The sequence below is a fragment of the Paraburkholderia jirisanensis genome (genome assembly GCF_054782355.1).
In genome coordinates this window covers 746,895-772,931 of the sequence record NZ_BAAGSQ010000029.1, presented here as the reverse complement: position 1 = coordinate 772,931, position 26,037 = coordinate 746,895, and the positions used below count along the sequence as shown (strand labels likewise).

The window sequence follows — 26,037 nt, the reverse complement described above, 5'->3', positions numbered from 1 at the left end:
AAATGCGGAAGGATCATGCAACGAAGGCCGCGAGTGCAAGACTCGCGGCCTTCGTTGTTTAACGGGCGCTTGCGGAACGATCGGTGGTCGGCGCTCGCGTTGCATACCGTGTCGCAAACCATGTTGCGATGCCGCGAGGACCTACCTTACTGCTCGAACGCCGAAGCGCTTGCCGATGCAAGCGCTTTCGTTTCACACGCTTTACAGCAGCGCTTCGACCCAGCCCTTCACGCCAGCCAGTGCGGCCGGCAAGTTGCCCGGCTCGGTACCGCCGGCTTGCGCCATGTCGGGCCGGCCACCGCCCTTGCCGCCGACCTGCTGCGCGACGAAATTGACGAGCTCACCCGCCTTGACCTTCTTGCTGGCCTCCGGCGTAACGCCCGCGATCAGGCTTACCTTGCCGCCTTCGACCGACGCAAGCACGATCGCCGCGCTCTTCAGCTTGTCTTTCAGCTTGTCGACCGTCTCGCGCAGCGTCTTCGCGTCCGCACCATCGAGCGTCGCGGCAAGCACGTGGACGCCGGAAACTTCGACCGCCTGACTGACGAGTTCGTCGCCCTGGCTCGATGCGAGCTTCGACTTCAACGCGCCCAACTCTTTTTCCAGCGACTTGACCTGTTCCTGCACCTGCGCAATGCGCTGCGTCAGTTCGGACGGTTGTGCCTTTAGCGCCGCAGCGGCCGCATTGATGCGCGCGTCGAGCTCCTGTACGAAACGCACCGCGTTATCGCCGGTAATGGCCTCGACGCGGCGAATGCCCGCTGCTACGCCACCTTCCATCACAATCTTGAACAGGCCGATGTCGCCGCTGCGCTGTACGTGCGTACCGCCGCACAGCTCGCGCGAGAAGCCGAGGTCGAGCACGCGCACTTCGTCGCCGTATTTCTCGCCGAACAGCGCCATTGCGCCACCCTTCACCGCTTCGTCGAACGGCATCACGCGCACGACGCCCGGCGCGTTCGCCAGCACTTCCTCGTTGACGATCGCTTCGACGCGGCGAATTTCGTCGTCCGTCATCGGTGCATTGTGTGCGAAGTCGAAACGGGTCTTGTCGGCATCGACGAGCGAGCCCTTCTGCTGCACGTGCGAACCGAGCACTTCGCGCAGCGCCTTGTGCATCAGGTGCGTGGCCGAGTGGTTGCGCTGGGTGCGGGCGCGGCGGATCGCATCGATTTCCGCCTTCACGACGTCGCCGACTTTCAGCGTGCCCTGCTCGAGCACACCGTGATGGCCGACCACGTCCGCCTGGACTTTCTGCGTATCGGCTACGGCGAAGCGCACGCTGGCATTCGCCAGCACGCCCACGTCGCCGACCTGGCCGCCCGATTCCGCGTAGAACGGCGTGTGGTCGAGCACGACCACCGCCTGCTGGCCCTTCGCGACTTCGTTGACCGACGCGCCGTCGACATACAGCGCGACCACCTTCGCATCGTCGAAGACGATTTCTTCGTAGCCGTGGAACGTGGTCTTCGCGCCCGAGTATTCGAGCCCCTGCGCCATCTTGAACTTGCCGGCGGCGCGCGCCTGATCGCGCTGGCGCGCCATTGCTTCGTCGAACGCCGGTTCGTCGACCGTGACGCTGCGTTCGCGGCATACATCCGCGGTGAGGTCGAGCGGGAAGCCGTAGGTATCGTGCAGCTTGAAAGCCAGTTCGCCGTCGAGCGTCTTGCCGCCCTTCGCGTCCAGATCGGCCAGCGCCGATTCGAGAATCGACATGCCGTGCTCGATCGTCTCGAAGAAACGCTCTTCTTCCTGGCGCAGTACGTCGGTTACGCGCTTTTCCGCTTCTTTCAGTTCCGGATAGGCGCCGCCCATCTGCGCGACGAGATCCGCCACCAGCTTGTGGAAGAACGAGCCGCGGCGGCCGAGCTTGTAGCCATGGCGGATCGCGCGGCGCACGATACGGCGCAGCACATAGCCGCGGCCTTCGTTGCCCGGAATCACACCGTCGACGATCAGGAACGAGCACGCGCGGATGTGGTCGGCGATCACCTTCAGCGAATTGTTCGTGAGATCGGCGATGCCGGTTTCGCGCCCGGCGGCCTGGATCAGCGCATGGAACAGATCGATCTCGTAGTTGCTATGCACGTGCTGAAGCACGGCGGCAATCCGCTCGAGGCCCATGCCGGTGTCGACGCACTGCTTGGGCAGCGGCGTCATGTTGCCCTGCGCGTCGCGGTTGAACTGCATGAACACGAGATTCCAGATCTCGATGTAGCGGTCGCCGTCTTCCTCGGGCGACCCCGGAGGCCCGCCCCACACTTCCGGGCCGTGATCGTAGAAGATCTCCGAGCACGGACCGCACGGACCGGTGTCGCCCATCTGCCAGAAGTTGTCCGACGCGTAGCGCGCACCCTTGTTGTCGCCGATGCGGATGATCCGTTCGGTCGGCACGCCCACTTCGTTGGCCCACATGCCGTAGGCCTCGTCGTCTTCGTGATAGACGGTGACCCACAGCTTTTCCTTCGGCAACTGGTAGACGGTGGTCAGCAATTCCCACGCATAGTGGATTGCGTCGCGCTTGAAATAGTCGCCAAACGAGAAGTTGCCGAGCATCTCGAAGAACGTATGGTGGCGCGCGGTGTAGCCGACGTTTTCGAGGTCGTTGTGCTTGCCCCCCGCGCGCACGCTGCGCTGCGCGGTCGTGGCCCGCGAGTACGGACGGCTTTCCGCACCGAGAAACACGTCTTTGAACTGCACCATGCCCGAATTGGTGAAGAGCAGCGTCGGGTCGTTGCCCGGTACGAGGCTCGACGAACGGACGATTGAATGGCCCTTCGATTCGAAGAACTTGAGGAATTTCTCGCGGATTTCGGCGGCTTTCATAGCGTGCTGGGGACGGTCCTGAACATTGTTCCGACGCCTTGCGCACAACGCGCCGGCGTAGTTTCCTGAGCCGCTGATTATACGGGATCGGCGTGCCCGCGCGGCGCCGCACGCCCGGTACGACGCGCCGTTGGCCGTTCGGCCAGGGGCAGCGCGCGCAAACCCGCGGCGGATATGACGAAACACGACAGGACAAACCGCGCCGAAAGGCGCGCGGCCATTTGTCCTATGCCGTTTGGCCGAATACGCCGCGGAGCGTCGATCGCTTAAGATGCGTGACGTCTCAGCAATCCCATTTGCCGTGTGCCGCGCACACCGCCATACCGCTTTTCTGGAGGCATCAACCGAACATGGGCGCTCTCAGTCATATCCGCGTGCTGGATCTCTCCCGCGTGCTCGCCGGCCCGTGGTGCGCGCAAACTTTTGCCGATTTCGGCGCCGACGTGATCAAGATCGAACGGCCCGGCAGCGGCGACGACACGCGCCACTGGGGCCCGCCGTACCTGAAGGCGCAAGACGGCACGGATACGCGCGAAGCCGCGTACTACCTCGCAGCCAATCGCAATAAACGTTCGGTCACGGTGGACATTGCCAGCGCCGAAGGCCAGCGCATCGTGCGCGAACTGGCTGCGCACTGCGACGTCGTGCTGGAAAACTACAAGGTCGGCCAGTTGAAGAAGTACGGGCTGGATTACGAGTCGCTCAAGGCCGTGAAGCCAGACCTCGTCTATTGCTCGGTAACCGGTTTCGGCCAGACCGGCCCGTATGCACAGCGTGCCGGCTACGACTTCATCATCCAGGGTATCGGCGGCTTCATGAGCATCACCGGCGAGCGCGACGGGCTGCCGGGCGGCGGCCCGCAAAAAGCCGGCGTCGCGATCGCCGACCTGATGACCGGCATGTACTCCGCGTTTGCCGTGCTGACCGCGCTCGCCCACCGCGACCGCACGGGCGAAGGCCAGTACATCGACATGGCGCTGCTCGACGTGCAGGTGGCGATGCTCGCGAACATGAATTCCAATTACCTCGCGAGCGGCACGCCGCCGCTGCGCTGGGGCAATGCGCATCCGAACATCGTGCCGTATCAGACGTTCCAGACAAGCGACAGCTGGATCATCGTCGCGGTGGGCAATGACGGGCAGTTCCGCAAGTTCGTCGAAGCGGGCAGCCGCCCGGACCTTGCCGACGACGATCGCTTCGCCACCAATCCCGCGCGCGTGCGCAACCGCGAGACGCTGGTGCCGGTTCTTGCCGAGATGGTGCGCACGCGCAGCAAGCACGAATGGATCGACGCACTCGAAGCGGCAGGCGTGCCATGTGGACCAATCAACGATCTCGACGAAGTGTTCGACAACGAGCAGGTCGTCGCACGCGGGCTGCAAGTCGATCTGCCGCATCCGTCGGGCGGCACGGTGAAGCTGGTGCGCAACCCGATCAACATGTCGGTCACGCCACCACAGGCCAGCATGCATCCGCCGACACTGGGCGAGCACACCGACGACGTGTTGCGCAGCGTGTTGGGGTATGACGAGGAACGAATCGCGGCGTTGCGCGCGCAAGCTGTGATCTGAGCGTGACGTGAACGTAGCGCGGGGTGGCGCGCAGCCGGCGACTTCGGCGAACGCCCCCCGATCGCACCCTGCCAGCCTGTTGGGCGAACGATCGGAACACGCTCAACGAGCATTCGCCGAACGCCATGCGAACGCCCGGCGAGCCGGCTCACTCAAATGAGCGAAGCCAGCCAAGGCCTTCCGGCCACTCGCCAAGACCGCTGTCGGCGTTGATGTGCCCGCGCGCGCCGATGCTGATCCAGCGGCTGCCCCACACGGCTGCACAGGCCTGCGAGAACGGTACGCCGCCATACGGATCGTCGGTGCTGGCAACGACGATCGTCGCAAACGGCAAGCGCTGCGATGGCACCGGCGCAAAGCCGCTCGCAGTTGCAGGAAAGCCGGCACCCGCTGGGTCGGGTACCGCTACGAGCAGCGCGCCCGCAACTTTGGCAAGCTGCGCCGGCGTCGCGTATTGCGTCGCCCAGAAAGCGGCGCTCAGGCAGCCGAGACTATGCGCAGCCAGCACGACGGGTGCATCGGAAGCGCTCACCGCGGCATCGAGCGTCTGGCACCAGGCGTCGCGCACGGGGTGCGTCCAGTCCGGCATGCGCACCCTCGTGAAGTGCGGATGCGCTGCTTCCCAGCGGGTTTGCCAATGGCCGGCGCCGGAGTCCAGATAGCCGGGCAGTACCAGTACGTTCGGTTCGTTCTGCGACGCCATAGGTTTTGCTCGTGCGGTTTGCGCTGTTTGAGTTGCGTTGCGTTCGTTGTCGTGCGGAGAACCGGCTCAGTCTACGGGAACACGCGCGCTACGCCTGCGCCGCGCGGGTCCGTGGCGGGTTGCGGGGCCGTGCCGTCGACGCGGATCAACTGCACGTCGCCGTTGAACGACTGGCCTTCGAGCGTGTAACCCAGGCTCTGCAACTGCTGCGCGAGCTCGCCGTCGATCGGACGGTACGGCTCCCAATAAATCGTCTTCGGCGGCAGCAGCTGATGATGGAAGCGCAGCGCAGCCAGCGCATCCCCCGGCGACATGCCGTAGTCGTACACGTCGGTCATCACCTGGAAGATCGTCGTGAAGATCCGCGAGCCGCCCGGCGTGCCGATCACGAGCGCAACCTTGCCGTCCTTGAGCAGGATCGTCGGCGTCAGCGACGATACCGGCCGGCGCCCAGGCGCTACCGCGTTCATATCGTTCACGCCGGCGGCGGGTTTCGTGACGAAATCGTCCATCGCATCGTTCAGGACGAAGCCGCCGCCGTCCACCACCACGCCTGAGCCGAACGAGCCGTCTAGCGTGTAGGTGTTCGATACCGCATTGCCCCACTTGTCGACCACCGAGAAGTGGGTGGTCTGCGTCTTCTCCGCAGACGCATCGCTGGCCCCGGGCTTGATCGATGCGGTGCCAGACGCGTCGGCGGGGGTCGTTTGAGCGGGCGGCGCATCGGCAGGATTTGCGTTCGCGGAGGTTGTATCCGCGCTGTCCGCGGCGGGTTTGGCTCCGGGCGAACCTGCGCCTGCGGCGCTCGCTGCCACCGTATTTGCCGCAACGGGCTTCGCGCCTGCGGCGGTTGTTCCGGCCGCGCCGGCATCGGCAGCCTTTGTCGCGGCAGCGCCGCCGGCCGCCGCGGGCGTCACCGCCCCAGCCCCGCTCGCCCCCGCAACGTTGGTGCTGCCTGCGTTGGCCTGAGCCGGAAGCGCTCCTCCCGGCGTGCTCGCCGCGGGCGCGTTTGCCTCGGTCGGCTTCATCGCCGCTGCACTCGCGGAAGCCGCATTAGCCTCAGCAGGCTTCGCTCCCGCAGCCCCCGCTGCAGCTGAATTTACCTCAACCGGTTTTGCCCCTGCAGCGCTTGCCGCTGCCGCATTTGACTCAGCAGGTTTCGCCCCTGCCGCACTCGCTGCCGCCGCATTTGCTTCAACCGGCTTCGCACCGGCCGCACTTGCTGCCACCGCATTTGCCTGAACCGGCTTCGCCGCCGCAGCACTCGCTGCCGCCGCATTTACCTCAGCGGGCTTCGCCTCATTAGCACCAGCGCTCGCCCCGGCCCCCTCCGCCGCAGACGCCTCAGCAGGCTTCGCTGCCGCAGGCGCCTCAACCGGCTTCACCGGTACCGGCTTCACCCCATCCACACGCGACGCGACATACGTATCGCCAGTCAGCTTGTCGACCGGCACCGCAAACGCATCCGGGTCCGCCATATATTGCTGCCGGTCGGCAAACACCCGGTCTTCCATCTGCGCGACCAGGTGAATATACGGCGCCGAATTCACCTGCAAACCATCGAATGCCGGCTTGAGGTCCGACTTCATCTTCAGCAGTTGGATCAGCGCCACCCCGCCCGAACTCGGCGGCGGTGCCGTCACGATCTGATAGCCGTGCCAGTTCGCCGTCAACGGCTGACGCCATACCGCCTTGTATTGCGTCAGGTCTGTCTTCGTAATCACGCCGTGCCCGTACATCTGCTTCGCGATCAGATCGGCGGTCTGGCCTTCGTAGAATTCGCGGCCGCCGTCGTCGGCGATGCGTTGCAGCGTGTGCGCCAGCTCGGGCTGTCGATACATCACCCCCGCTTTCAGGCCGCCGAAGTACGCGTTGAAATTGGTCTTGTTGCCAAACGCCGCAGCCGCCGTGTCGCGACGCTGCTGCAGCCATGGCTCGACCGTAAAGCCGGCGGTCGCATAGTGGATCGCCGGCGCCAGCACCTGCTTCCACTTCAGTTTGCCGAAGCGCTGCTGCGCTTCCCACATGCCGTCGACCGTCCCCGGCACGCCCACCGCGCGATGCCCGATCGAGCTCATGTCCTTGACCAGGTTGCCCTTGTCGTCGAGATACATGTCGCGCGTCGCGCGCTGCGGCGCCTTGGCGCTGTAGTCGAGGAAGTACGGCTTGCCGTCGATCTGCAGCGTCATGTAACCGCCGCCGCCCAGGTTGCCCGCGTCAGGGCTCGTCACCGCCAGCGTGAACGCGATCGCGACCGCGGCATCGACCGCGTTGCCGCCCTGCGCAAAAATCTGCTGTGCGGTATCGGCGCTGTAACGGTCAGGCACCGCAACCGCCGAGCCGTCGAAGACCGGCTTGGGCGCGGTTTTCGCCACGGCGGGCGCGGACGCGACAAGGCTCGCCGCCAGCGTAACGATCGCCATCGCTGCGCCCGCGATCTGCAGAGCGTGCATGCGCATGGCGCCGGGCTGGCCGGCGGGGCGAATCGCATCAGCGGCTGCAGCAGCGCTACGCAGCGTCGTAGCCGGGTGGCCTGAAAAAGCGGGACGTGCAGTGCGCGCGTCGGGCGTCGAATAAGGCATTCAGGGAACTCCGGAATCAAAGAGTGCCGGCTGGACGCCGGCAAGGCGAACGCTGAAGTGTTGCACAGCGCGCCTGCGCGGCGCTTTCAGCCTGCTTCCATCGGGTGTGCTGCGGGCGACCAGCGCTCAGGCGTCAGACCGGCGGTCAGCTACCAGCGGCGCGCACCACGTGCGTCGCGCAATAGCGCAGTGAAACGCTCAACAGCAATCACGCTGCGCGCGCTAACGGGCTGCACGTCAACCCAAGGCGCCAGTGTTCGGTCGATCAGAACCTGCCAGCACACCCCGCACGCGGCTCAATCCCAACTACACGCGCGGCGTGCGCCCCAAGTCCACGGATCCGCGCCATCGGCGCAACACGGACAATTCGCGCAGCACGGGCGGTACGGGCAACACGGTCACGCTGGCAACGCAGGCGGACGGTCAAGACAGCCAACCGGCAATGCGCAAAACGCAACCAGCGCCACCACCAACACCAGCCCCCGCCACACCCTCATCGGAAGGGGGTCGCCGGTCGCATCCTACCGGCTCGCCGAGACCCGGGCCAACGCGATTTACCTCCTGTTACAGCGCATTTCGATCAGCCAAACATCGTAAAAAAGCGCAGGGAAGCGCGTCAGCACGCGCTCAACCCACCGCCCCGTTCCCGCCCCCGATTGATACAAAGCACTCCCCGCCACCAGCAAAAACACCCGATGCACTCCACCACCCAAACCCCAGTCCCACCCCAAAACTGTTGTCCGCACGCCGCACCCGCGCCCGCCAAACGCCCGCGCCATGAGCCAGGGCGCTGTGCCGCGGGAAGTCGTCAGGTAGAATTGTCGGATTAGGGAGCGCACCGAGCGCCCTCGCCGACTTTCTTCCTTCCGCATGAGCAAAGAACGCAACAACGTCGAGCGCAACGACGCGCCCGCGGCCAACTTCATCCGCAACATCATCGACGAAGATAATCGCGCCGGAAAGTGGGGCCAGCGCGTCGAAACGCGCTTCCCGCCGGAGCCGAACGGCTACCTGCATCTTGGTCACGCCAAAAGCATTTGCCTGAATTTCGGTATCGCGCGTAGTTTCGGCGGCGTGTGCCATCTGCGCTTCGACGACACGAACCCCGAAAAGGAAAGCTTCGAGTACGTCGAATCGATCATCGACGCAGTGCGCTGGCTCGGCTTCGAATGGAACAAGGAAGGCGCCGACCATCTGTACTACGCGAGCGACTACTACGACAAGCTGTACGAATTCGCCGAGTTGCTGATCCAGCGCGGCAAGGCCTACGTCGATAGCCAGTCGGCCGAAGACATGCGCGCGAACCGCGGTTCGGCCACCGAGCCGGGCAAGCCGTCGCCGTACCGCGAGCGTTCGGTCGAAGAGAACCTCGACCTGTTGCGCCGCATGAAGGCCGGCGAGTTCAAGGAAGGCGAGCACGTGCTGCGCGCGAAGATCGACATGGCGTCGCCGAACTTCAACATGCGCGACCCGGTGCTGTACCGCATCCGCTTTGCACACCACTACCGCACCGGCGATCAATGGTGCGTGTATCCGATGTACGACTACACGCACTGCATCTCGGACGCGCTCGAAAACATCACGCATTCGCTGTGCACGCTCGAGTTCGAAGATCACCGGCCGCTGTACGACTGGATTCTGAACGAGCTGTCCGATGCCGGCGTGTTCACGCGGCCGCTGCCGCAGCAGATCGAATTCTCGCGGCTGAACCTGACGTACGCGATCACCAGCAAGCGCAAGCTGCTGCAGCTCGTCACCGAAGGCCACGTCGACGGCTGGGACGACCCGCGTATGCCGACTATCGTCGGTGTGCGGCGGCGCGGCTTCACGCCGGAATCGATCCAGCTGCTGTGCGACCGGATCGGCGTGACCAAGGTCGATTCGTGGATCGACATGAGCGTGTTCGAAGGCGCGCTGCGCGACGACCTCGACGAAAAAGCGCCGCGCGCAACCGCGGTGCTCGATCCGCTGAAGCTGATCATCGACAACTACCCGGAAGGCACCACCGAAGACTGCAGCGCGCCGGTGCATCCGCATCATCCGGAGCGCGGCACGCGTACCCTGCCGTTCTCGCGCGAACTGTGGATCGAGCGTGAAGATTTCGCCGAAACCCCGCCGAAGGGATACTTCCGCCTGTTCCCGGGCAACAAGGTGCGGCTGAAGTACGGCTACGTGGTCGAATGCACGGGCGCAGACAAGGACGAGCAAGGCAACATCGTCGCGGTGCACTGCAACTACTTCCCGGACAGCCGTTCGGGCACCGAAGGCGCGAACAGCTACAAGGTGAAGGGCACGATCCACTGGCTGAGCGCGGTGGGCGCCTGCGCCGCCGAGGTGCGCGTGTACGACCGCCTGTTCAAGGAAGCGCAGCCGGACGCGGGTGGACGCGATTTCCTCGAGGCGCTCAATCCGGACTCGAAGCGCATCATGCAGGCCTTCGTCGAACCCGGCGTCAGCGACGCCGAACCCGAGCAGCGCTTCCAGTTCGAACGGCACGGCTACTTCGTCGCCGACCGTTACGACACGAAGCCGGGCAAACCCGTATTCAATCGCATCGTCAGTCTGCGCGACAGTTGGGGGAAGCCAGCGTAAGCTGGTTGAATGCCTGTCGTTTGTCGCGCGGCACCGCAGCCTTGCACGATAACGATACGTCCCGCGCGTCAGAGCTTGCGGAACGGGCGTATCGAACATAACAACGGTCGATCGAGGGTCACGGTGCGGCCGGCGCGCATGCCGGCACTTGGGGGAACGATGAAGGCTGCACTTCGGGATCTGCGCAGCGCGCTGGCCACGGCCTCGTTGACGCTGGTGGTGTGTGTTGCTGTCGCGGCACCGGTCCGCGCGGACGAACTGGCCGGCACGCTGAAGAAAGTCCGCGACGACGGCGTGGTTGTGCTCGGCGTACGCGAGGCGTCGATTCCTTTCTCCTACAGCGACGGCGAACGCACGGTCGGCTATTCGCAGAGCATCGCGCTCGAAATCGTCGACGAAATCCGTAAGACGCTCGGCATGCCGAACCTGCGCGTACGTGAAGTAACGATCACGTCGGCGAACCGCTTCATGATGCTCGCCAGCAACCAGATCGACTTCGAGTGCGGCTCGACTACGCACACGCACGAACGCGAGAACGTGGCCGCGTTTTCGAATAGCTTCTTCCAGTACGCGGTGCGCATGATCGCGCGCAAGAACGCCGGCATTGCCGATTTCGCCGATCTCGCCGGCAAGCCGGTGGTCACGACGGCCGGTACCTCCGACGAACGTCTGGTGCGGCAACTGAACAGCGAGAAGCAGCTGAACATGCGCATCGCCAGCGCGAAAGACCATTCCGATGCGTTCGACGCGGTGAAGTCCGACCGCGCGGTGGCATTCGTGATGGACGAGCCGATCCTGTACGGCTTTCGCGCGAAAGACCCGCGCCCGGATGATTTCGTCGTGACCGGCACGCCGCTTGGTTTCGAGAGCTACGCGTGCATGTTCCGCAAGGGCGATGCGCCGTTCCGCGATCTCGTGAACGGCGTGATCACGCGGATGCAGACGTCGGGGGAAGCGGAGCGGTTATACAACGTGTGGTTCACCCAGCCGATTCCGCCGCATGGGATCAACCTGAACTACCCGCTGTCGCAGGAGATGCGTACGCTGTTCGCGCATCCGAACGACAAGGCGCTTGACTGAGCCTGCGCGTCACGCCGTGGCGAGCGAGGCTGCAACACACTGTGGCCCGTCGCTCTCCTACAGCGACTCGTGCAACTGCGCGAGCGATAACGTGCTGTCGAACAGCCGCGTCAGACTGCGGCTCGCATAGCGCTCGACTTCATCGGGCTGGCACCAGCGGTACGCATCCATTTCGGGAATCATCACGCCGTCGCTGCGCCGCGGAAACAGCGACTTGCACGTGCATGAACTCAGATCGAGTTCATGCGGCTGCGCCCGCGCGGCGAACAGGTGCAGGTCTTTATCGCGCCGGTACAGAAACTGCCCGAGGTCTTTGAGCCGCGCCGCGTCGATCGCGATGCCGGTTTCCTCGACCATTTCGCGCAGCGCCGTGACGTCCGGCGCCTCGCCCTCCTCGCTGTGCCCTTTCGGAATATCCCAGTGATCGGTGCCGGTCGCATGCGCGAGCAACACGCGGCCGTCCGGGTCGAGCAGCACCACGCCGCACGAGACGATACGCTGGCTCAATTCCGTTTCTGCAGCGTCCAGCGGCCGGTGCCCTGGCGGCAGAACTGCGGGCGCAGGTTCATCGACTGCCCTTTGGCGTTGATCACCGCGCGCACGAAGCGACAGGTGCGGTCGCCGTCTTTCGTGGTGCCTTCCGTCGTCAGCTGCGCATCGAGTTTCACGCTGTTGCCGGTGCCTTCGTTGGTCCAGCTGGCAGTTTCGCCGTCCTGCTTCTGGTCGAGCGCGCTGAATGCGGCCTGCTTCAGCGAATCGATGTCGCGCTGCTTCATGTAGCTGATCGGCGTGTCGTTCAGAAAGCCGAGATTCGCCGCTTGCGCGCCAAGCGCGCTGGCGAGCAGCACAGCGCCCATCGTCAGTTTGAACACGGTCCGGTTTGGCTTCGGCATTTTGCGGGAGTCTCCGTGGAAGGTCGGGGGGCGCGGCCGCGGCAGGCAGCTCGCGATCTGGGCCCGAAAAGAATAGCACGCTCGTTGTGACGTCGATCCTGAAAAGACGGTGGGATGCGTGCGGCAGCGCAGGCGACCGCTTTTAGGACATGTCCCATGTCCGCAAGCAGCGGCGGTCCATACCATGGGCGATCACTTTTTCGCGCGCCCCACGCGCACTCCCGACCGCGGTCACATCATGGACTTCTCGTTCGCGCTGCGCTTTTTCACGATGATGCTGACGTTGATCTGCATCGCCCTGATCCCCCTTGCGATTCGCCGCGAACCGGCGCCGCACCCGGTCGTGGTCAGCCTCGCGGCGCTGCCGCGTACCAGATGGCCAGGGCGCCTCGCGGGTGCGGGCGTCGCCTGTCTGCTCGCATCGTTTGCGATGCTCGCGGCCGCCGCCTGCGTGTTGCTGCCGCGTTGAACCGTTGGGTGGCCGGCTGCGCAGCCGGCCACCAAAGTGTATTCACCACCTCAAGTCATCGTCGATTTGCGCCTCATCGCAAGCGCGCCCTGCGTTATCGCGGATGCCTGACGATATGACCATCGACGATCAGCCGGGCGCCGCGCCGGTAAGTCAGATACGCCCACAGCCAGTCCAGCGCGACCGCCAGCCGGTTGCGGCCGCCGCCCAGAAACACGATGTGCGCCGCGCCCCACAGCCACCATGCGAGCGCACCCGACAGCCGAACGCGGCCGAATTCGATGACGGCGGACTGGCGGCCAATCGTCGCAAGGCTGCCCAGATGGCGATAGCGGAATGCCGGCGGCTCGCGGCGTGCGTGGATCCGCGCGTCGAGCAGACTTGCCACGTACCGGCCTTGCTGCTTGGCGGCTGGCGCCAGGCCCGGCACCGGCGCGCCATTCCAGGCCAGACACGCCGCGGTATCGCCAATGGCGAAGATACGATCGTGCCCCGGCACCGACAGATCGCCGCCGACGGCAAGCCGCCCGGAACTGTCAGCAGGCAAGCCCAGCCAGCTGGCCGCGGGCGACGCAGTCACGCCGGCGGCCCACAGCACCGTGCGCGCCGCAATGCGTTCGTCGCCGACCGCGACGCCCTGTTCGTCCACGTCCAGCACGCGGGTATCGAGACGCACATCGACGCCCAGCATACGTAGCGAACGCTGCGCGACGGCCGACAGCGTCGGGTGAAAAGCGGGCAACACGCGCGGCCCGGCGTGCAGCAGGATGACCCGCGCCGCCGCAGGATCGATCGCATGGTATTCGCCAGCCAGGCCGTGCCGCGCAAGCTCCGCGATCGCGCCCGCCAGTTCGATGCCGGTCGGCCCGCCGCCGACGATCACAAAGGTCAACCATGCTTCACGGGTTGCCGCGTCCGTGCTGCTCTCCGCGGCTTCGAACGCGCGCAGCAGGCGGCTGCGGATCGATGCGGCATCCTCGACGTTCTTCAGGCCCGGCGCGAACGGCGCCCAGTGGTCCTTGCCGAAATAGCCGTGTCGCGCGCCGGTCGCCAGCACCAGGTAGTCGTATTTCTGCGTGCCGTCGGCCAGCATGACTTCGCGCGCCGCAGTGTCGACGCCGACCACTTCGCCCAGCCGCACGCGCACATTGCGCTGACCGCGAAACAGGCTGCGGATCGGCGTGGCAATCCCATTTGCCGAAAGCGCCGCTGTCGCCGCCTGATAAAGCAGCGGCTGGAACAGGTGATAGTTGCGCTGGTCGATCAGCGTGATGTCGCAATGTGTGTTGCGCAGGCGCCGCACCGTCGCGACGCCGCCGAAGCCACCGCCGACCACCACCACGCGCACCCGTGGTGAGCCGGCGTGCGCATCGGCATCAGCCCGTTGCATTGACCAGCGTCGCAGCAGACGATCCACCGACCACGCGCCGCCACCGCCGGCGACCAGCGCGCACAACAGCAGCAACACCGCCAGCCATTGATCCATCGACATCAGCGCGCTCGCTGCTACACCGACCAGCAGCACGCACACGATGGCGGCAAGCCGCGTTGCAAGACCAAACGTCAGCGCGCCCGCCAGGCCCAGCGCCAGCCAGCCAGGGACGCCGGCCGGCAACACGAAGGTGTCACGCATCATGTTCGCCAGCGGCACCGTGCCGCCCACGGCGAACAGATACAGCGCGCTTGCCATGCCGACGCGTGTAGCGAACAGCAGCAGCGGCACGAAGCACCATGAAACGAAGCGATAGCACGAGCGCAGCCAACGCAGCGGGCCAAACGCTGCGAACGGCACGCCGCGGTCGAGCAGCGCATCGAGCGAGAAAGACCCTGCGCCCGCCACCACGAGCCAGATCAGGATCGACGGCTCGGCACCGTCGAGAAACCAGGTATGCGCGGTGAGATCGCTGATCAGCAGAGCGGCTGCTAGCGGGCGCGTCAGCAGGCCCGCGGCGATCAGCAACGGCGCCACGCCATGCAATGCAGTGGCGAGGCTGTCGGGCACGTGCAGCGGCCCGCCGGGCTGTGCGTGCGTTCCTTGCTGCACCATTGCCATGAATTGATGCGCGAACACCACCTGGCCAATCCAGATACGCGAGGCCAGTAGAAAACATGGCATCCCGAGCCTGCGCATTTGCTGACCGATGCCGGCCAGCACTCGAAGCAAGTTTCGTAGCATTTGACACCCTTCCCAGGTAAAAGGACATGCGGCCGCGAGCGCGCGACAGTCGTTCGGCACGCGCTGGTGCACACGGCCTGCTCACGTGCGAACGCCACCGGCGATCAGGTTGGTCGTGACGACGCGAAGGTTGAGTCGGAGCGTGCGGCGGGCAAATTACAGAGGCGGGAGAGAAAAAGATGTGATGCGAAGCGGTGGCGGCAGGCGCGAAGTCGCAGCGAGTGTGTGCGTTAGCGAAGCGTGACGAGTTTGCAGGGTTCATCCAGCAGGCGCTGTCGGTACCAACACACGTGCTGTATGACGACGCCGATCTATGCAATCATCCGGCCACCTCGGAAGGCCGCGAGCACTATTTCAGCAGACCTTGTCGGCGCACCGTGTGCAACGGCGTCGGCCACTTTCCGTCAGGCGAAGCGCCGCAGGCGGCAGCGGCCGAGATTCTGACGTTTCTATAAGCGTCGCATTTCCAGCCTTCTGTTTCCGTAAGTTCTGCAGCCTCTGTAACCACGCACAATCGAACATGCTCAAGTTTTCCGCCAATCTGTCCACCCTGTTTCAGGACCGCCCGTTGCTCGAACGTCTGACTGCCGCGCGAGCGGCAGGCTTCGACGCGGTCGAGATGTGGTTTCCGTATGAAATTCCGGCCGCGACCTTGCACGCTGCGATGCGCGAGTGCAACCTCGAAATGGTTGGCATCAACAGCGCACCGGGCGATGTCGGCGCGGGCGATTGGGGGCTCGCCGCCGACCCGCGCCGGCGCAGCGCGTTTCTCGAGTCCGTGCACGAGGCGATGGAGTACGCGCAGGCAATCGGCTGCCCGAGTGTTCACGTGATGGCGGGGATCGTCGATGCCACCGTCACGCGGGAAGCGGCGTGGGACGTCTACCAGACCAATATCGATGAGGCTTGCGAGATTGCCGCGCGCCGCGGGCTGACGGTGATGATCGAGCCGCTCAATGCGATCGATCGTCCGGCGTATCTGCTGAACCGTCAGCAGCAGGCGATCGACTTGATCGACACGCTGCGGCGGTCGAATCTGAAGATCATGCTGGACCTGTTCCACCTGCAGCGCGGCGAAGGCAATCTGATCGAACGGATGCGCGCGAGCTTGCCGTATGCGGCGCATGTGCAGATTGCGGATGTGCCGGGAAGGCACGAGCCGGGCACGGGGGAAATCAATTTTGCCAATGTGTTCGCGGCGCTTGAGGCTGCGCAATGGCAGGGGTGGGTTGGCTGCGAATATCTGCCGGCTGCGGGGACGGAGGCGGGTTTGGGTTGGATGAAGGCGGTAGCGCAATAACGTCACGCGAAAGGGTCATTCAGTAGTGGCCCTTCTGGCTCGATGCGCTAGTCCGCGTCCGCCTACAAACGCAAAAGCCCGCGAATGCGGGCTTCTCTGCGACTTGTCGGGCGACGCCGTGAAGGTGTTCTACCGGCTTGCAAAAGCACAGGCTTCGCAACACACGACGTCCCAAGCAGATTTGGCGCGGCAGGAGGGACTCGAACCCCCGCCCCTCGGCTTAGAAGGCCGATGCTCTATCCAGCTGAGCTACTGCCGCGACGAAGAGCGCAGATGCTACACCAATGTGGGGTGCATTTCACCTGCACTCGGAGCATAGGTCGATGTCGCGGTTACCGCGCGCCCGAACCCAGGCCGACCGAGATTCTACCCGAGCGACGCCGCCGCGGCGCAACGCACAGGCCGGCGAGCGCCGGCCCGTTCAGATTCACAGCGGCTGCGGATGCGTGATGAACCAGCCCAGACACACGGCCCCCGCGATCACGCAATACACGCCGAACGACGCCAGCCGCCCGCGCCCTTCGAAATAACGCATCAGGAAACGCACGCTCAGATACGCCGCGATCGCGGTCAACACGCCACCCAACACGGCATCCGCGAGCTGCGACGGCGCGTGAAACAGCTTCGGCACTTCCAGCAGCCCGGCCGCGAAAATAATCGGCGTACCGAGCAGAAACGAGAATTCAGCCGCCTTCTCCGCCGTCAACCCCGCCGCGTTGCCCGCGATCATCGTCAGGCCGCTTCTCGAAAAACCCGGAATCAGCGCCCCAACCTGCGCCAGCCCAACAAAGAACGCCTGCTTGAAGGTCAGCTTCTCCGGCGCCTGATGCACGCGCGCACGCTGCAGCCGATCGCCGAACCACAGCAGGACGCCGTTCACGATCAGCGCGATCGCCACAATGCGCAGATCGTGAAACACGCGCTCGAGACGCTTTTCAAGCACGAGGCCAACCAGCCCCGCCGGAATCGTGCCGATGATCAACGCCCACATCATGTGCGCATCGTCGTTACGGCGCCCGCCGAACGATGCGAAGAACCCGCGGATCAGCGCAACCCAGCGCGCGCGGAAATACCACAGCAGCGCGAAGGCAGTGCCCAGATGCAGCGCGACGAGGAACGGCAGCAACTGCGGCGCATGCTTGTCGATATGCATGCCGACGAGGCCGGGAACCAGCAGCGTATGGCCAAGACTGCTCACCGGAAACAGCTCGGTAACCCCTTGCAACACGCTCAGAAAAATCAAAAACGACAGGCTCACGTGTTGGTCCTTTTGGCGGAAAGAAAAGAAGAGGCAACGTGCCGGACACGCTGCGCCGCGATCTTAAGGCGGCGGCGATTATGTCTACCTTAAGGCGGCGTCGATTATGCCTGGCCGCTGCGGTCGCGCCAAGCGGCACCCCTTTTTTTAATTTATTTTTCACCGCGGCGCAGTGTGCCCACCCACGCTACGTCGCCGCGCAACGCTGCGATTTATTACGGCCATGAAAGCAAAAAGGCCCGCCTGTCAAGGCGGGCCCACGCGGAGATGGCGCTGAACCGGTCGCTCGTTCGCGTTATCCGGTTTCGGGGATCTCGACGCCCCGTTCTAGCGTGCGACCTTGTAGAAAAAATAAATCGTACTGCCCGCGAACGTCCCGAGCAGAGCCACGCCCATTGCCAATGCGAGATCCATAGAAGCGCCTCCGGTAAAACTGACCTGCCCGACACTCGAAATCATGCGATCGGGCGTTCGTACACATTATCCGCATGATCGACTGTGCGGCGACACCCGCAATTTCCCGATCAAGGGTTTCCCCGTAGCCCCCGTCGCTCCATGTGGCACCGGGTTGCACAATCACCTCGCACGCGAGGGCGCGCGCTGCGCTACGCTCTAGGCTCGACTAACCGCTTTGCATTTCCACCGACCATGCCTCAATTCCAGCAACAGGACATTCTCGAGATCGCGCACGGCGCATCGCTGCTGCGCTTTGCGCCGCAAGCCGGTGGCCGGCTGCTGTCGTGGCACATCGACGGCGAGCCGGTCGTCTATTGGCCCGAGCACGCCGACTGGAGCCAGCCCGCGAAGATCCGCGGCGGCAATCCGTTGCTGTTTCCGTTTCTCGGCCGCCATTTCGTCGACGGCCAGATCGGCGCATGGCGCGACCGGCAAGGCACGGTGCACGAACTGCCGATGCACGGCTTTGCGCGCAACCTGCCGTTCGAAGCGGCGCTCGACCCGGCGCGCGCCGCCGTGCGCATGACGCTCTCCGATAGCGACGCGACCCGCCCCGGCTACCCGTTCGCGTTCCGCTTCGAGGCCAACTACCGGCTGGTCGACCAGCACACGCTCGATGTCGAGCTGACCACCTCGAACACCGGCACCGCGCCGCTGCCCTATTACGCGGGCCATCACTTCTACTTCGCGCTGCCGCACACGCAGCGCGGCGAAACGATCCTCGAACTGCCGTGCACCGAGCGGCGCTATCAGCAGGCGGACGGCGCGTTGTCTGCGCCCGAGCCGGGCGAGCCGAGCTACCGGCTCGACGAGGCCGGCATTATCGATCGCTTCCATTGCCTCACCGGTGCGCCTGCGCATCCGGTGCGTGTCGTCGCGCTTGGGTTGAACCGCAGCATTACGATCGATCTGCAGCGGCCGGGCTCGGTGCCGTGGTTCGCCGTTACCACGTGGACCGAAAAGGCCGATTCGGACTTTTACTGCATCGAGCCGTGGCTCGGCCTGCCCGATGCGATCCACAACGAAGAAGGCCTGCGCTGGCTGCAGCCGGGACAGGCGGAAACGGCCGCGCTGCGGATCGTGGTGGGTACGCTGCCCTGAACGCGAACAGGCGCGATGCAGCCGTTATAGGGACGCTATAGGGCCTCTGCGGACCCATTCGCGCAACCAGACTCCCTGCTGCCGCCACTCCGCGGCCGCTCGCACACCGTTTTTCGGTGCGGCGCCGCAAAACCGTTAGAATCGGGCGTTTTGCATCCGCTGCGTGGCTTGGCTGCAAGCCGGCCCGCACTGACGCTTCGTGCTGGCCATTCGTGCGCGGCGGCGGTTTTGCGAGGTCCAATGTTGACAACAAGAACGAGACGGCTTGCCTGCGCAGCATGTGTCGCAGTGCTCGCCGCATGCGGCTCCGCACCGGTGGGGCCAGGCTTTTATCGCGTCGAACGGGGCGACACACTGTCGAAGATCGCGCGCGATAACCGGCAGTCGCTGCAGAGCATCGCGCGCTGGAACAATCTGTCGAATCCGAATGCGATCGAGGTCGGCCAGGTGCTGCGCGTCGCGCCGCCGCCCGGCACGGTTACCACCGCCGCGGCCACAGCGGCGCCGGGCGCCAGCCCGCCGCGGGCCCGCAGTGGCGGCACCGCGGACGCAGCGCCGGCACCCGCGCCGCTTGCCAGCGCCCCGGGCATTTCGCTGGTGTGGCCGGCGGCCGGCAACGTGATCCGCGGCTTCGACGGCAAGAACTCGAAGGGCATCGACATCGCCAATAGCGCCGGCACGCCGGTGGTGGCGGCGGCGTCGGGCACCGTCGTGTATGCGGGCAACGGGCTGCGCGGCTACGGCAACCTGCTGATCGTCAAGCACAACGCCGAATACCTGACCGCCTACGCGCACAACCGCGCGCTGTTCGTGAAGGAAGGCGAGGCGGTCAAGCAAGGGCAGAAGATCGCGGAGATGGGCAACACCGACAACGACCGCGTCGCGCTGCATTTCGAATTGCGCTACGACGGCCGTTCGATCGACCCGTCCCGCTCGCTGCCGCCGCGTTAGTCGTGCGGTGGCACGGCAAGCATGCATCGGTGCGGCGCCTCAGGCTCCGCGCCTCGCATGCTTGCGCAAACGTTGTCGCGTACCGGCAGCATCCCGGCAGCATCCCGGCAGCATCCCGGCAGCGAAGCGACGCACAGCGCGCGGCACGGCGCGTGCATCAGCACGCAGACGATACGCCACGGGAACCCGATGCGTACTGCAACGCTCCATGGTTAGCGGGCGTAACGTGATGCCCGTCTGAATATTGGTAAAACAGCGAGGAACGTGTAATGAAAACCGTATTGGCAGCAGCTCGGGTAGTCGCAACGAGCGCTTCGATCGCAGCGCTGGCAGCCCTTGCCGGCTGCGCCAGCTCGACGACGATGACCTATCTGCCGAACGGCGAAACCGGCTTCGCCATCAACTGCAGCGGCAGCGACGCGAGTTCGAACTGGGGCAAATGCTACGAACAGGCCGGCCAGGTGTGCGGCGCCTATGGCTATGACGTGATCTCGAAGGACGTCGATAACGGCGCGACGTCGGGCGGTTCGATCGGCGGCGTGTTCGGCGCCAATGTCAAAAATCGTTCGATGGTGGTGCGCTGCAAGCAATAAGCGCCATACGTTGCATGTAAATCTGCATCGACCGGCGGTGGCTGCGTTTTACCCGATGCACGGTCCTGTTCAGATTGCATGCGCGCGCAACCAAAAAAAATGCCCGGCACGAAGCCGGGCTAACGGGGGTTCGGCGCATATCGGCAAAGGACCGGTTTACCATGCGCCGAGACGAAATCTAGCAATGCCTGCCATAGGCGTGCAATCGATTAATTGCGCGAGTAGTGTGAGTCGGCGCACGGATTCGAATCCGCATAAAGAGACTGTCGTTCGTTTTGCAAACCGAAACAACGCGGCAAAAACACTGCGCGGTTTTGTTCACGGCAATGTCGATTGCGTGCAGAGCCGCGCCGGCTGGGCATCTTCGCGCTACTCACTAAATCCGCTCAAGGTTTGACATTGTCGCGCGGCACACGCATCGCCGGCTCGCTTCGTCATGCGTCCGACATTTTCGGGTTTGGTGCGCGAACGCACCCTTCTGTTGCTTTTGTTTCGGCAGAACAATCGATGCGCAATGAATCACAACATTCGACAATTAATTTGCCTGATGCACGGCTTCGCGCCGCGATAATCGCCTGGCGTAATCGGCCGATTCAGCGCTTCGGACTCATCGGCCGGATGCGCGCGGCGATGGTTTATAGTAGCGGCCGCTAGTCCCGACTCTGCTGGTATTCCCATGACTTCCCCCGACGCATCCGATAGCCCCTCGCAAAGCCCCCTTTACGCCAAACTGCTTGGCGAAACCGCCAAAATCGGCTGGAGCGAACTCGAACGCTTCTTCGCGCGCGGCATGTTATTGCGCGTAGCGCGCGATCTCGATCTGGTGAGCGTCGCCGAAGCGATCGCCAGCGATGACACCGCACAGGTCACGCAGTGGCTGTCGGCGGGCCTTGTCGAGCGCGTACAGGCCGACACCGCGGCCGACTTCGCGGCACGCGATCCGAACTTGTGGGCGGTCGTCGTATCGCCGTGGGTCTGCGTGCAGGAACGTACGTGAGCGAGAGCGCCGGCGAGCCGCCCGCGGCGTCGGCTGCATCGACCGCGCCGGCGCTGCCGGTGCGCTGGCATCGGCGGGTCCTCACGCTCGCGTTCCCGATCGTTCTGGCCAATCTGACGCAGCCGATTCTCGGCGCCGTCGATACCGCGGTGGCCGGCCATCTGCAAAGCGCGGCCTATCTCGGCGGCGTGGCGATCGGCGGCCTCGTGTTCAGCTTCGTGTACTGGGGCTTCGGCTTCCTGCGGATGGGCACCACCGGGCTCGTCGCGCAGGCGTTCGGCGCGCACGACGCGGCCGGCGTACGTATCAATGTCGCGCGGGCGATGCTGCTGGCCGTGGCGATCGGCGCGGTCGTGCTCGCCATCCAGGCGCCGCTGATCGAATACGGGATCCGTCTGCTCGGCGGCAGCGCGGAGGTTCAGCAGCATGCGCGCGTGTATTGCCATGCGCGCATCTGGGCCGCGCCCTTCGCGCTTGCGAACTACGTGGTGCTCGGCTGGCTGCTCGGCACGCAACGCGTACGGGCGGCGCTTGCGTCACAGGTATTCGTCAATGCGGTGAATATCATCGCGGTGCTGCTGTATGTGTATGGGTTCGGCTGGGGCGTCGCCGGGATCGGTGCGGCCACGGCCACCGCGGATGCGCTCGGTTTCGGGTTCGGCGCGTGGTTGCTCTGGTATCTGCGGCCGCGCGGTTTGCCGCCGCTCGAGCGGCGCACGCTGTTCGATGCCAAGGCGCTGAAACGGCTGATCGCGATCAATCGCGACATCTTCGTGCGCACGCTGTGCCTGCTGACCTCGTTCGCGTGGTTCGCGCATCTCGGCGCGCGCCATGGTGACGCGACGCTCGCCGCGAATGCGCTTCTGCTCAATTTTCAGACTTTTATGGCCTATGGGCTCGATGGCTTTGCGCACGCGGCTGAGGCGCTGGTCGGCGCGGCGATCGGCGCGCGCGACCGGCATGCGTTCTGGCAAGCGGTCAAGGTCACGATGTTGTGGTCGGCGCTGGGTGCGCTCGGCTTTTCGCTGGTGTACCGGGGCGCCGGCGCATGGATCATCGGGCGGCTGACCGATCAGCCGTCCGTGCGGCTTGCCGCCGAAACCTACCTGGGCTGGGCCGCCTTATCGCCGGTGGTCTCGGTGTGGAGCTTCCTGCTAGATGGCGTTTTCATCGGTGCCACCCGCACGCGCGAACTGATGATTTCGATGGCGGTGTCGCTCGCGATCTTCGTCGCGGCATCCGCAACGCTTGGCCCGGTGGGCGGCAATCACGGGCTGTGGGCCGCGCTGCTGATCTTCATGGCGGCGCGTGGCGTGACGCTCGCGCGGTTTGTGCCGCGCATTGCGCGCGGCATCGAGGCGCAGCCCGCGTGACCGACGCGCAGCCCGTATGACACGTCGTACGGCACCGGGGCAGGCGAGCGGCGCCTGTCGGTGCCTTTAGCGCTGTCGCAAGTGCGACCTCCGTCGCTCGGTAACGCTGCCTTATTGCGGGGTATTCGGCGCGTCGAGCATCTGCGGCGGGCGCGTGTCGGTCGGCACGCCGTGGTAGTCCTTCGGGTCCTCCGGCGGATGGTGAGGGCGCACCGTCGGATCGTCCGCGCAACCCGCGAGGAAAGACAGCGTCAACGCGATCAGGAAAATCTGCTTCATGGAACTCCAGCAACTCGAAAGGACGTCAGACAGGGGCTAGAGTCTAACCGCAAAGCGTCGCACACGCTGCCAGCCGGCCGCCGTGCCGCGCCGCGCGGTGCCGCGGGTGCACTACTATGTACAGATGGCCGCAACGGCCTGAGGAGGCTGCCATGGATTCCGAATCGATCGCAGGTCTGGTAGGGCTCGGTATCGGGTTGCTGGTGCTGGTTGCGCTGTCCGTGTTCGAGTCGCGCAGCTATCGCCGCGAACACAACGGCGAAGGCATGGTGCATCACTGGCTGGCCGAGCATCACGTGCTCGACTGGCGGCATCGCAAACATTGAGGCTGGCTGGTGTCGGCATTGGTGTTGGCGCTTCGCCGGTCTTCATACCGTTTTCATTTCCGGGTGGCCAGTCCGGCTGCCCGCGACAAGCTTCGGGCCGCGCAATGGCAATGGCTCGTGCAGCGCCGCGGTCGTGTTCCTGCTTCACGTGTTTCGACTGCACGCTTTTCTCCTTCTGCCTTGGCTGTTCTTTCCGCTCATCCGCCAGCTGCGCCCGGTAAACGCGCTTCGGCATCGGGCACATGCCTTGCTGTAAGCCGGATGTTGGATACGCAGCGCAGCTGTTCAGCGTAAAGCGGCTCATCCAATTGTTCCGACCATGCGTCGCGGGTGCCTGTTGCGGGTGCCGCACCGCGCGGCCGGCAAGCGTGTCCGTTATGGCCAGGCCCTATAAGGAGAGACAACATGACCCTCGGAACCATTCTTCTGATTGTCCTGATCCTGCTGTTGATCGGCGCATTCCCCACCTGGCCGCACAGCCGTTCATGGGGTTACCGGCCGACCGGCCTGTTAGGCGTCGTGCTGATCGTCGTGATCGTGCTGCTGTTGATGGGTCAGATATAGTCGTCTGATTTATGATTGACGGTCGATATATAAGGCAGCTACAATCTCTGGCTCGCGTCGGAGCGTAGCGCAGCCTGGTAGCGCATCTGATTTGGGATCAGAGGGTCGTAGGTTCGAATCCTATCGCTCCGACCACAAAATCCCGTTTTACGAAGATTTTCGCGAAGATCTACGATTGGCCCGGTCAGTTTTCTGACCGGGCTTTTTCGTTTCTGGCGATCACCGCCTGGCGTCGCCCGCTCGACCGCAAAATATGCCAGTCAAATACGGCATCTCTTGCACCGTCAACCTCACGCAACACTCCACGCGCACCATCCCAGCCGACCATCACGCTTGCCCACAGCCACCTTGCGCCTGGCCATCGGCCATGCGACATTTGCCCGTGCGCTGTAAGCACGCACTCTCACGGAGACCTGCGATGAACCTGATTCTCTGGCGTCACGCCGAAGCAGAAGACACCGCATCGAGCGATCTCGCCCGTCAACTCACCGGCCGCGGCCGCAAACAGGCACAAGCCGGTGCCAAATGGCTGCGCAGCCGTCTCGACGAACATGCCGTAGTCCTTGTCAGTCCCGCCGCCCGCACCATCCAGACCGTCGAGGCGCTGACCGACCAATATCGGGTAGTCCGTGAAATCGCGCCCGAAGCCAGCGCCAGCGACGTGCTCAACGCCGCCGGCTGGCCCGATGGCATCGCGCCGACGGTTGTGGTGGTCGGCCATCAACCGACGCTCGGCCACGTCGCCGCGCGTCTGATGGCGAAATCCGGCGACAGCTGGTCGGTCAGAAAAGGCGGTATCTGGTGGCTCGAAAACCGCGCGCGAGGCAGCGCCGAAGAGATCGTATTGCGCGCCGTCGTCAGCCCGGATTTGCTCTGAACCCTACGAACAGGAATGCGTCCGCCTTACGTCAAGTCATCGAATCGTCACAGCGTTGCCATGCAAACGTCACCCTCGGTTACTACATTGGCGTGCAAAGCGGAATCCTCACTCTTTCGACCAGGAACGTCACAATGCGAGAACTGCCGACGCCTACTCTGCCCTTCGCTTCGATCCCGCTCGAGCCGCGCCGCCGCCTGCCACGCGCTGCGGAAACCGTCACGCCCCAGCACCGTCTGCAGGTCACCTGGGTGCGCTCTGACGAGGAACTTCGCGAAGCACAGCGTCTGCGTTACCGAGTGTTCGCCGATGAAATGGGCGCACGCCTGTCCGGACCGGCTGGCCTCGACGTCGATGCCTTCGATACGTACTGCGACCATTTGCTGGTACGCGATCTCGACACGCTGCAGGTGGTCGGCACGTATCGCGTGCTGCCGCCGCACCAGGCAGCGCGCATCGGCCGCCTGTATGCCGAAGGCGAATTCGATCTGTCGCGCCTGACGCATCTGCGCGCCAAGCTCGTCGAAGTGGGCCGCTCGTGCGTGCACGCCGACTATCGCAGCGGCTCGGTGATCATGTCGCTGTGGGCTGGCCTCGGTTCGTACATGCAGCACAACGGCTACGAAACGATGCTCGGTTGCGCGAGCGTGTCGATGGCCGATGGCGGCCACTATGCGGCGAACCTGTACCAGTCGCTGCGCGAGTCGGAGCTGACTGCGCCTGAATATCGCGCGTTCCCGCTGCTGCCGCTGCCGTTCGACGAACTGCAGACCGGCGCGAAGGTCACGCCGCCGCCGCTGATCAAGGGCTATCTGCGGCTCGGCGCGAAGATTTGCGGTGCGCCGGCGTGGGATCCGGATTTCAACGCTGCGGACTTTTTGACGCTGTTCCGCCTGTCGGAGATCAACGCGCGTTATGCGCGCCACTTCCTCGGCGATATGGTGTCGCGTTAAGCGTTAAGCATTGCGCGTTGCGGAAGCGTCACGCAACACGCATCGCAGCAGCGGCAAAAAAACAGCCCGGCAGAGGACTCTCTGCCGGGCTGTTTTGTCTGGTGGCACAGCACATGC

At 64.6% G+C, this 26,037-nt stretch carries 24 protein-coding genes and 2 tRNA genes; 17 read left to right on the top strand and 9 right to left on the bottom strand.

The window, feature by feature from the left end:
• Nucleotides 1-201 precede the first annotated feature (201 nt).
• Nucleotides 202-2,826 (bottom strand): alanine--tRNA ligase, encoded by a 2,625-nt coding sequence (gene alaS, locus ACYVNQ_RS29185; RefSeq protein ID WP_460907453.1) that lies wholly within the window; start codon nucleotides 2,824-2,826, stop codon nucleotides 202-204.
• Between the two features lie 350 nt (nucleotides 2,827-3,176).
• On the opposite strand from alaS, the gene ACYVNQ_RS29180 reads away from it, so the two are divergent.
• Entirely contained in the window at nucleotides 3,177-4,397 is a 1,221-nt protein-coding gene (locus ACYVNQ_RS29180) for a CaiB/BaiF CoA transferase family protein (RefSeq protein WP_460907451.1), read from the top strand.
• Nucleotides 4,398-4,545: 148 nt separating this feature from the next.
• Here ACYVNQ_RS29180 and ACYVNQ_RS29175 read toward each other — a convergent pair whose 3' ends face one another.
• Both ACYVNQ_RS29175 and ACYVNQ_RS29170 read right to left on the bottom strand, forming a co-directional pair.
• A complete protein-coding gene (locus ACYVNQ_RS29175) occupies nucleotides 4,546-5,100 on the bottom strand; it encodes an RBBP9/YdeN family alpha/beta hydrolase (protein WP_460907449.1) in 555 nt (184 codons plus the stop codon).
• Nucleotides 5,101-5,171: 71 nt separating this feature from the next.
• The gene (locus ACYVNQ_RS29170; protein ID WP_460907749.1) at nucleotides 5,172-7,523 is read right to left on the bottom strand and encodes a gamma-glutamyltransferase; all 2,352 of its coding nucleotides are present in this window, start codon (nucleotides 7,521-7,523) and stop codon (nucleotides 5,172-5,174) included.
• 1,029 nt (nucleotides 7,524-8,552) lie between these two features.
• On the opposite strand from ACYVNQ_RS29170, the gene ACYVNQ_RS29165 reads away from it, so the two are divergent.
• Nucleotides 8,553-10,274: a glutamine--tRNA ligase/YqeY domain fusion protein gene (locus ACYVNQ_RS29165; RefSeq protein WP_460907447.1), complete on the top strand. Its 1,722-nt coding sequence runs from the start codon at nucleotides 8,553-8,555 to the stop codon at nucleotides 10,272-10,274.
• A 159-nt stretch (nucleotides 10,275-10,433) separates the two neighbouring features.
• Nucleotides 10,434-11,354 carry a transporter substrate-binding domain-containing protein gene (locus tag ACYVNQ_RS29160; RefSeq protein WP_460907445.1) on the top strand — a complete coding sequence of 307 codons (921 nt, stop codon included), beginning with the start codon at nucleotides 10,434-10,436 and terminating at the stop codon, nucleotides 11,352-11,354.
• 57 nt (nucleotides 11,355-11,411) lie between these two features.
• On the opposite strand, the gene ACYVNQ_RS29155 is transcribed toward ACYVNQ_RS29160, so the two are convergent.
• The gene (locus tag ACYVNQ_RS29155) at nucleotides 11,412-11,861 is read right to left on the bottom strand and encodes an NUDIX hydrolase (RefSeq protein ID WP_460907443.1); all 450 of its coding nucleotides are present in this window, start codon (nucleotides 11,859-11,861) and stop codon (nucleotides 11,412-11,414) included.
• Nucleotides 11,858-12,247, bottom strand: coding sequence for a hypothetical protein (locus ACYVNQ_RS29150; RefSeq protein WP_460907441.1), 390 nt, complete (start codon nucleotides 12,245-12,247; stop codon nucleotides 11,858-11,860). Before ACYVNQ_RS29150 ends, ACYVNQ_RS29155 begins: the two co-directional genes overlap by 4 nt.
• Nucleotides 12,248-12,431: 184 nt before the next feature.
• On the opposite strand from ACYVNQ_RS29150, the gene ACYVNQ_RS29145 reads away from it, so the two are divergent.
• Nucleotides 12,432-12,716, top strand: a complete 285-nt coding sequence (locus ACYVNQ_RS29145; protein ID WP_460907439.1) for a hypothetical protein — start codon at nucleotides 12,432-12,434, stop codon at nucleotides 12,714-12,716.
• 94 nt (nucleotides 12,717-12,810) lie between these two features.
• Here the strand turns inward: ACYVNQ_RS29145 and ACYVNQ_RS29140 are convergent, their stop codons facing one another.
• Nucleotides 12,811-14,832 carry an FAD-dependent oxidoreductase gene (locus ACYVNQ_RS29140; RefSeq protein WP_460907437.1) on the bottom strand — a complete coding sequence of 674 codons (2,022 nt, stop codon included), beginning with the start codon at nucleotides 14,830-14,832 and terminating at the stop codon, nucleotides 12,811-12,813.
• Between the two features lie 281 nt (nucleotides 14,833-15,113).
• On the opposite strand from ACYVNQ_RS29140, the gene ACYVNQ_RS29135 reads away from it, so the two are divergent.
• Together ACYVNQ_RS29135 and ACYVNQ_RS29130 are read left to right on the top strand one after the other, a co-directional pair.
• Complete coding sequence (locus ACYVNQ_RS29135; RefSeq protein WP_460907435.1) at nucleotides 15,114-15,347, top strand: alpha/beta fold hydrolase; 234 nt, start codon at nucleotides 15,114-15,116, stop codon at nucleotides 15,345-15,347.
• Between the two features lie 65 nt (nucleotides 15,348-15,412).
• Nucleotides 15,413-16,192 carry a hydroxypyruvate isomerase family protein gene (locus ACYVNQ_RS29130; protein ID WP_460907433.1) on the top strand — a complete coding sequence of 260 codons (780 nt, stop codon included), beginning with the start codon at nucleotides 15,413-15,415 and terminating at the stop codon, nucleotides 16,190-16,192.
• Nucleotides 16,193-16,374: 182 nt separating this feature from the next.
• Here ACYVNQ_RS29130 and ACYVNQ_RS29125 read toward each other — a convergent pair.
• Together ACYVNQ_RS29125 and ACYVNQ_RS29120 are read right to left on the bottom strand one after the other, a co-directional pair.
• Nucleotides 16,375-16,451 (bottom strand) — tRNA-Arg (locus ACYVNQ_RS29125).
• 168 nt (nucleotides 16,452-16,619) lie between these two features.
• Nucleotides 16,620-17,450, bottom strand: a complete 831-nt coding sequence (locus ACYVNQ_RS29120) for an undecaprenyl-diphosphate phosphatase (protein ID WP_460907431.1) — start codon at nucleotides 17,448-17,450, stop codon at nucleotides 16,620-16,622.
• Between the two features lie 648 nt (nucleotides 17,451-18,098).
• Between ACYVNQ_RS29120 and ACYVNQ_RS29115 the strand changes: the two genes are divergently transcribed.
• From ACYVNQ_RS29115 to ACYVNQ_RS29090, 6 genes are all read left to right on the top strand, one after another.
• Nucleotides 18,099-19,007, top strand: a complete 909-nt coding sequence (locus tag ACYVNQ_RS29115) for an aldose epimerase family protein (protein ID WP_460907429.1) — start codon at nucleotides 18,099-18,101, stop codon at nucleotides 19,005-19,007.
• Nucleotides 19,008-19,247: 240 nt separating this feature from the next.
• Nucleotides 19,248-19,958: a peptidoglycan DD-metalloendopeptidase family protein gene (locus ACYVNQ_RS29110; protein WP_460907427.1), complete on the top strand. Its 711-nt coding sequence runs from the start codon at nucleotides 19,248-19,250 to the stop codon at nucleotides 19,956-19,958.
• A gap of 269 nt (nucleotides 19,959-20,227) precedes the next feature.
• On the top strand, nucleotides 20,228-20,551 hold the full coding sequence (locus ACYVNQ_RS29105; protein WP_460907425.1) for a hypothetical protein: 324 nt from the start codon (nucleotides 20,228-20,230) through the stop codon (nucleotides 20,549-20,551).
• Nucleotides 20,552-20,884: 333 nt separating this feature from the next.
• The gene (locus ACYVNQ_RS29100) at nucleotides 20,885-21,205 is read left to right on the top strand and encodes a hypothetical protein (RefSeq protein ID WP_460907423.1); all 321 of its coding nucleotides are present in this window, start codon (nucleotides 20,885-20,887) and stop codon (nucleotides 21,203-21,205) included.
• 22 nt (nucleotides 21,206-21,227) lie between these two features.
• Nucleotides 21,228-21,548: a DUF2288 domain-containing protein gene (locus ACYVNQ_RS29095; protein ID WP_460907421.1), complete on the top strand. Its 321-nt coding sequence runs from the start codon at nucleotides 21,228-21,230 to the stop codon at nucleotides 21,546-21,548.
• Nucleotides 21,545-22,921 (top strand): MATE family efflux transporter, encoded by a 1,377-nt coding sequence (locus tag ACYVNQ_RS29090; protein WP_460907419.1) that lies wholly within the window; start codon nucleotides 21,545-21,547, stop codon nucleotides 22,919-22,921. The genes ACYVNQ_RS29095 and ACYVNQ_RS29090 overlap by 4 nt, the downstream gene beginning before the upstream one ends.
• A gap of 111 nt (nucleotides 22,922-23,032) precedes the next feature.
• On the opposite strand, the gene ACYVNQ_RS29085 is transcribed toward ACYVNQ_RS29090, so the two are convergent.
• Nucleotides 23,033-23,200, bottom strand: coding sequence for a hypothetical protein (locus ACYVNQ_RS29085; protein WP_460907417.1), 168 nt, complete (start codon nucleotides 23,198-23,200; stop codon nucleotides 23,033-23,035).
• A 152-nt stretch (nucleotides 23,201-23,352) separates the two neighbouring features.
• On the opposite strand from ACYVNQ_RS29085, the gene ACYVNQ_RS29080 reads away from it, so the two are divergent.
• The 5 genes from ACYVNQ_RS29080 (at nucleotide 23,353) to ACYVNQ_RS29060 (ending at nucleotide 25,920) form a co-directional block, all read left to right on the top strand.
• Nucleotides 23,353-23,526 (top strand): hypothetical protein, encoded by a 174-nt coding sequence (locus ACYVNQ_RS29080; protein ID WP_460907415.1) that lies wholly within the window; start codon nucleotides 23,353-23,355, stop codon nucleotides 23,524-23,526.
• Nucleotides 23,527-23,931: 405 nt separating this feature from the next.
• Nucleotides 23,932-24,090: a DUF3309 family protein gene (locus ACYVNQ_RS29075; protein WP_460907413.1), complete on the top strand. Its 159-nt coding sequence runs from the start codon at nucleotides 23,932-23,934 to the stop codon at nucleotides 24,088-24,090.
• A 58-nt stretch (nucleotides 24,091-24,148) separates the two neighbouring features.
• Nucleotides 24,149-24,225 (top strand) — tRNA-Pro (locus tag ACYVNQ_RS29070).
• A 283-nt stretch (nucleotides 24,226-24,508) separates the two neighbouring features.
• On the top strand, nucleotides 24,509-24,967 hold the full coding sequence (locus ACYVNQ_RS29065) for a SixA phosphatase family protein (RefSeq protein WP_460907411.1): 459 nt from the start codon (nucleotides 24,509-24,511) through the stop codon (nucleotides 24,965-24,967).
• Nucleotides 24,968-25,101: 134 nt separating this feature from the next.
• The gene (locus ACYVNQ_RS29060) at nucleotides 25,102-25,920 is read left to right on the top strand and encodes a GNAT family N-acetyltransferase (RefSeq protein WP_460907409.1); all 819 of its coding nucleotides are present in this window, start codon (nucleotides 25,102-25,104) and stop codon (nucleotides 25,918-25,920) included.
• Nucleotides 25,921-26,037 lie beyond the last annotated feature (117 nt).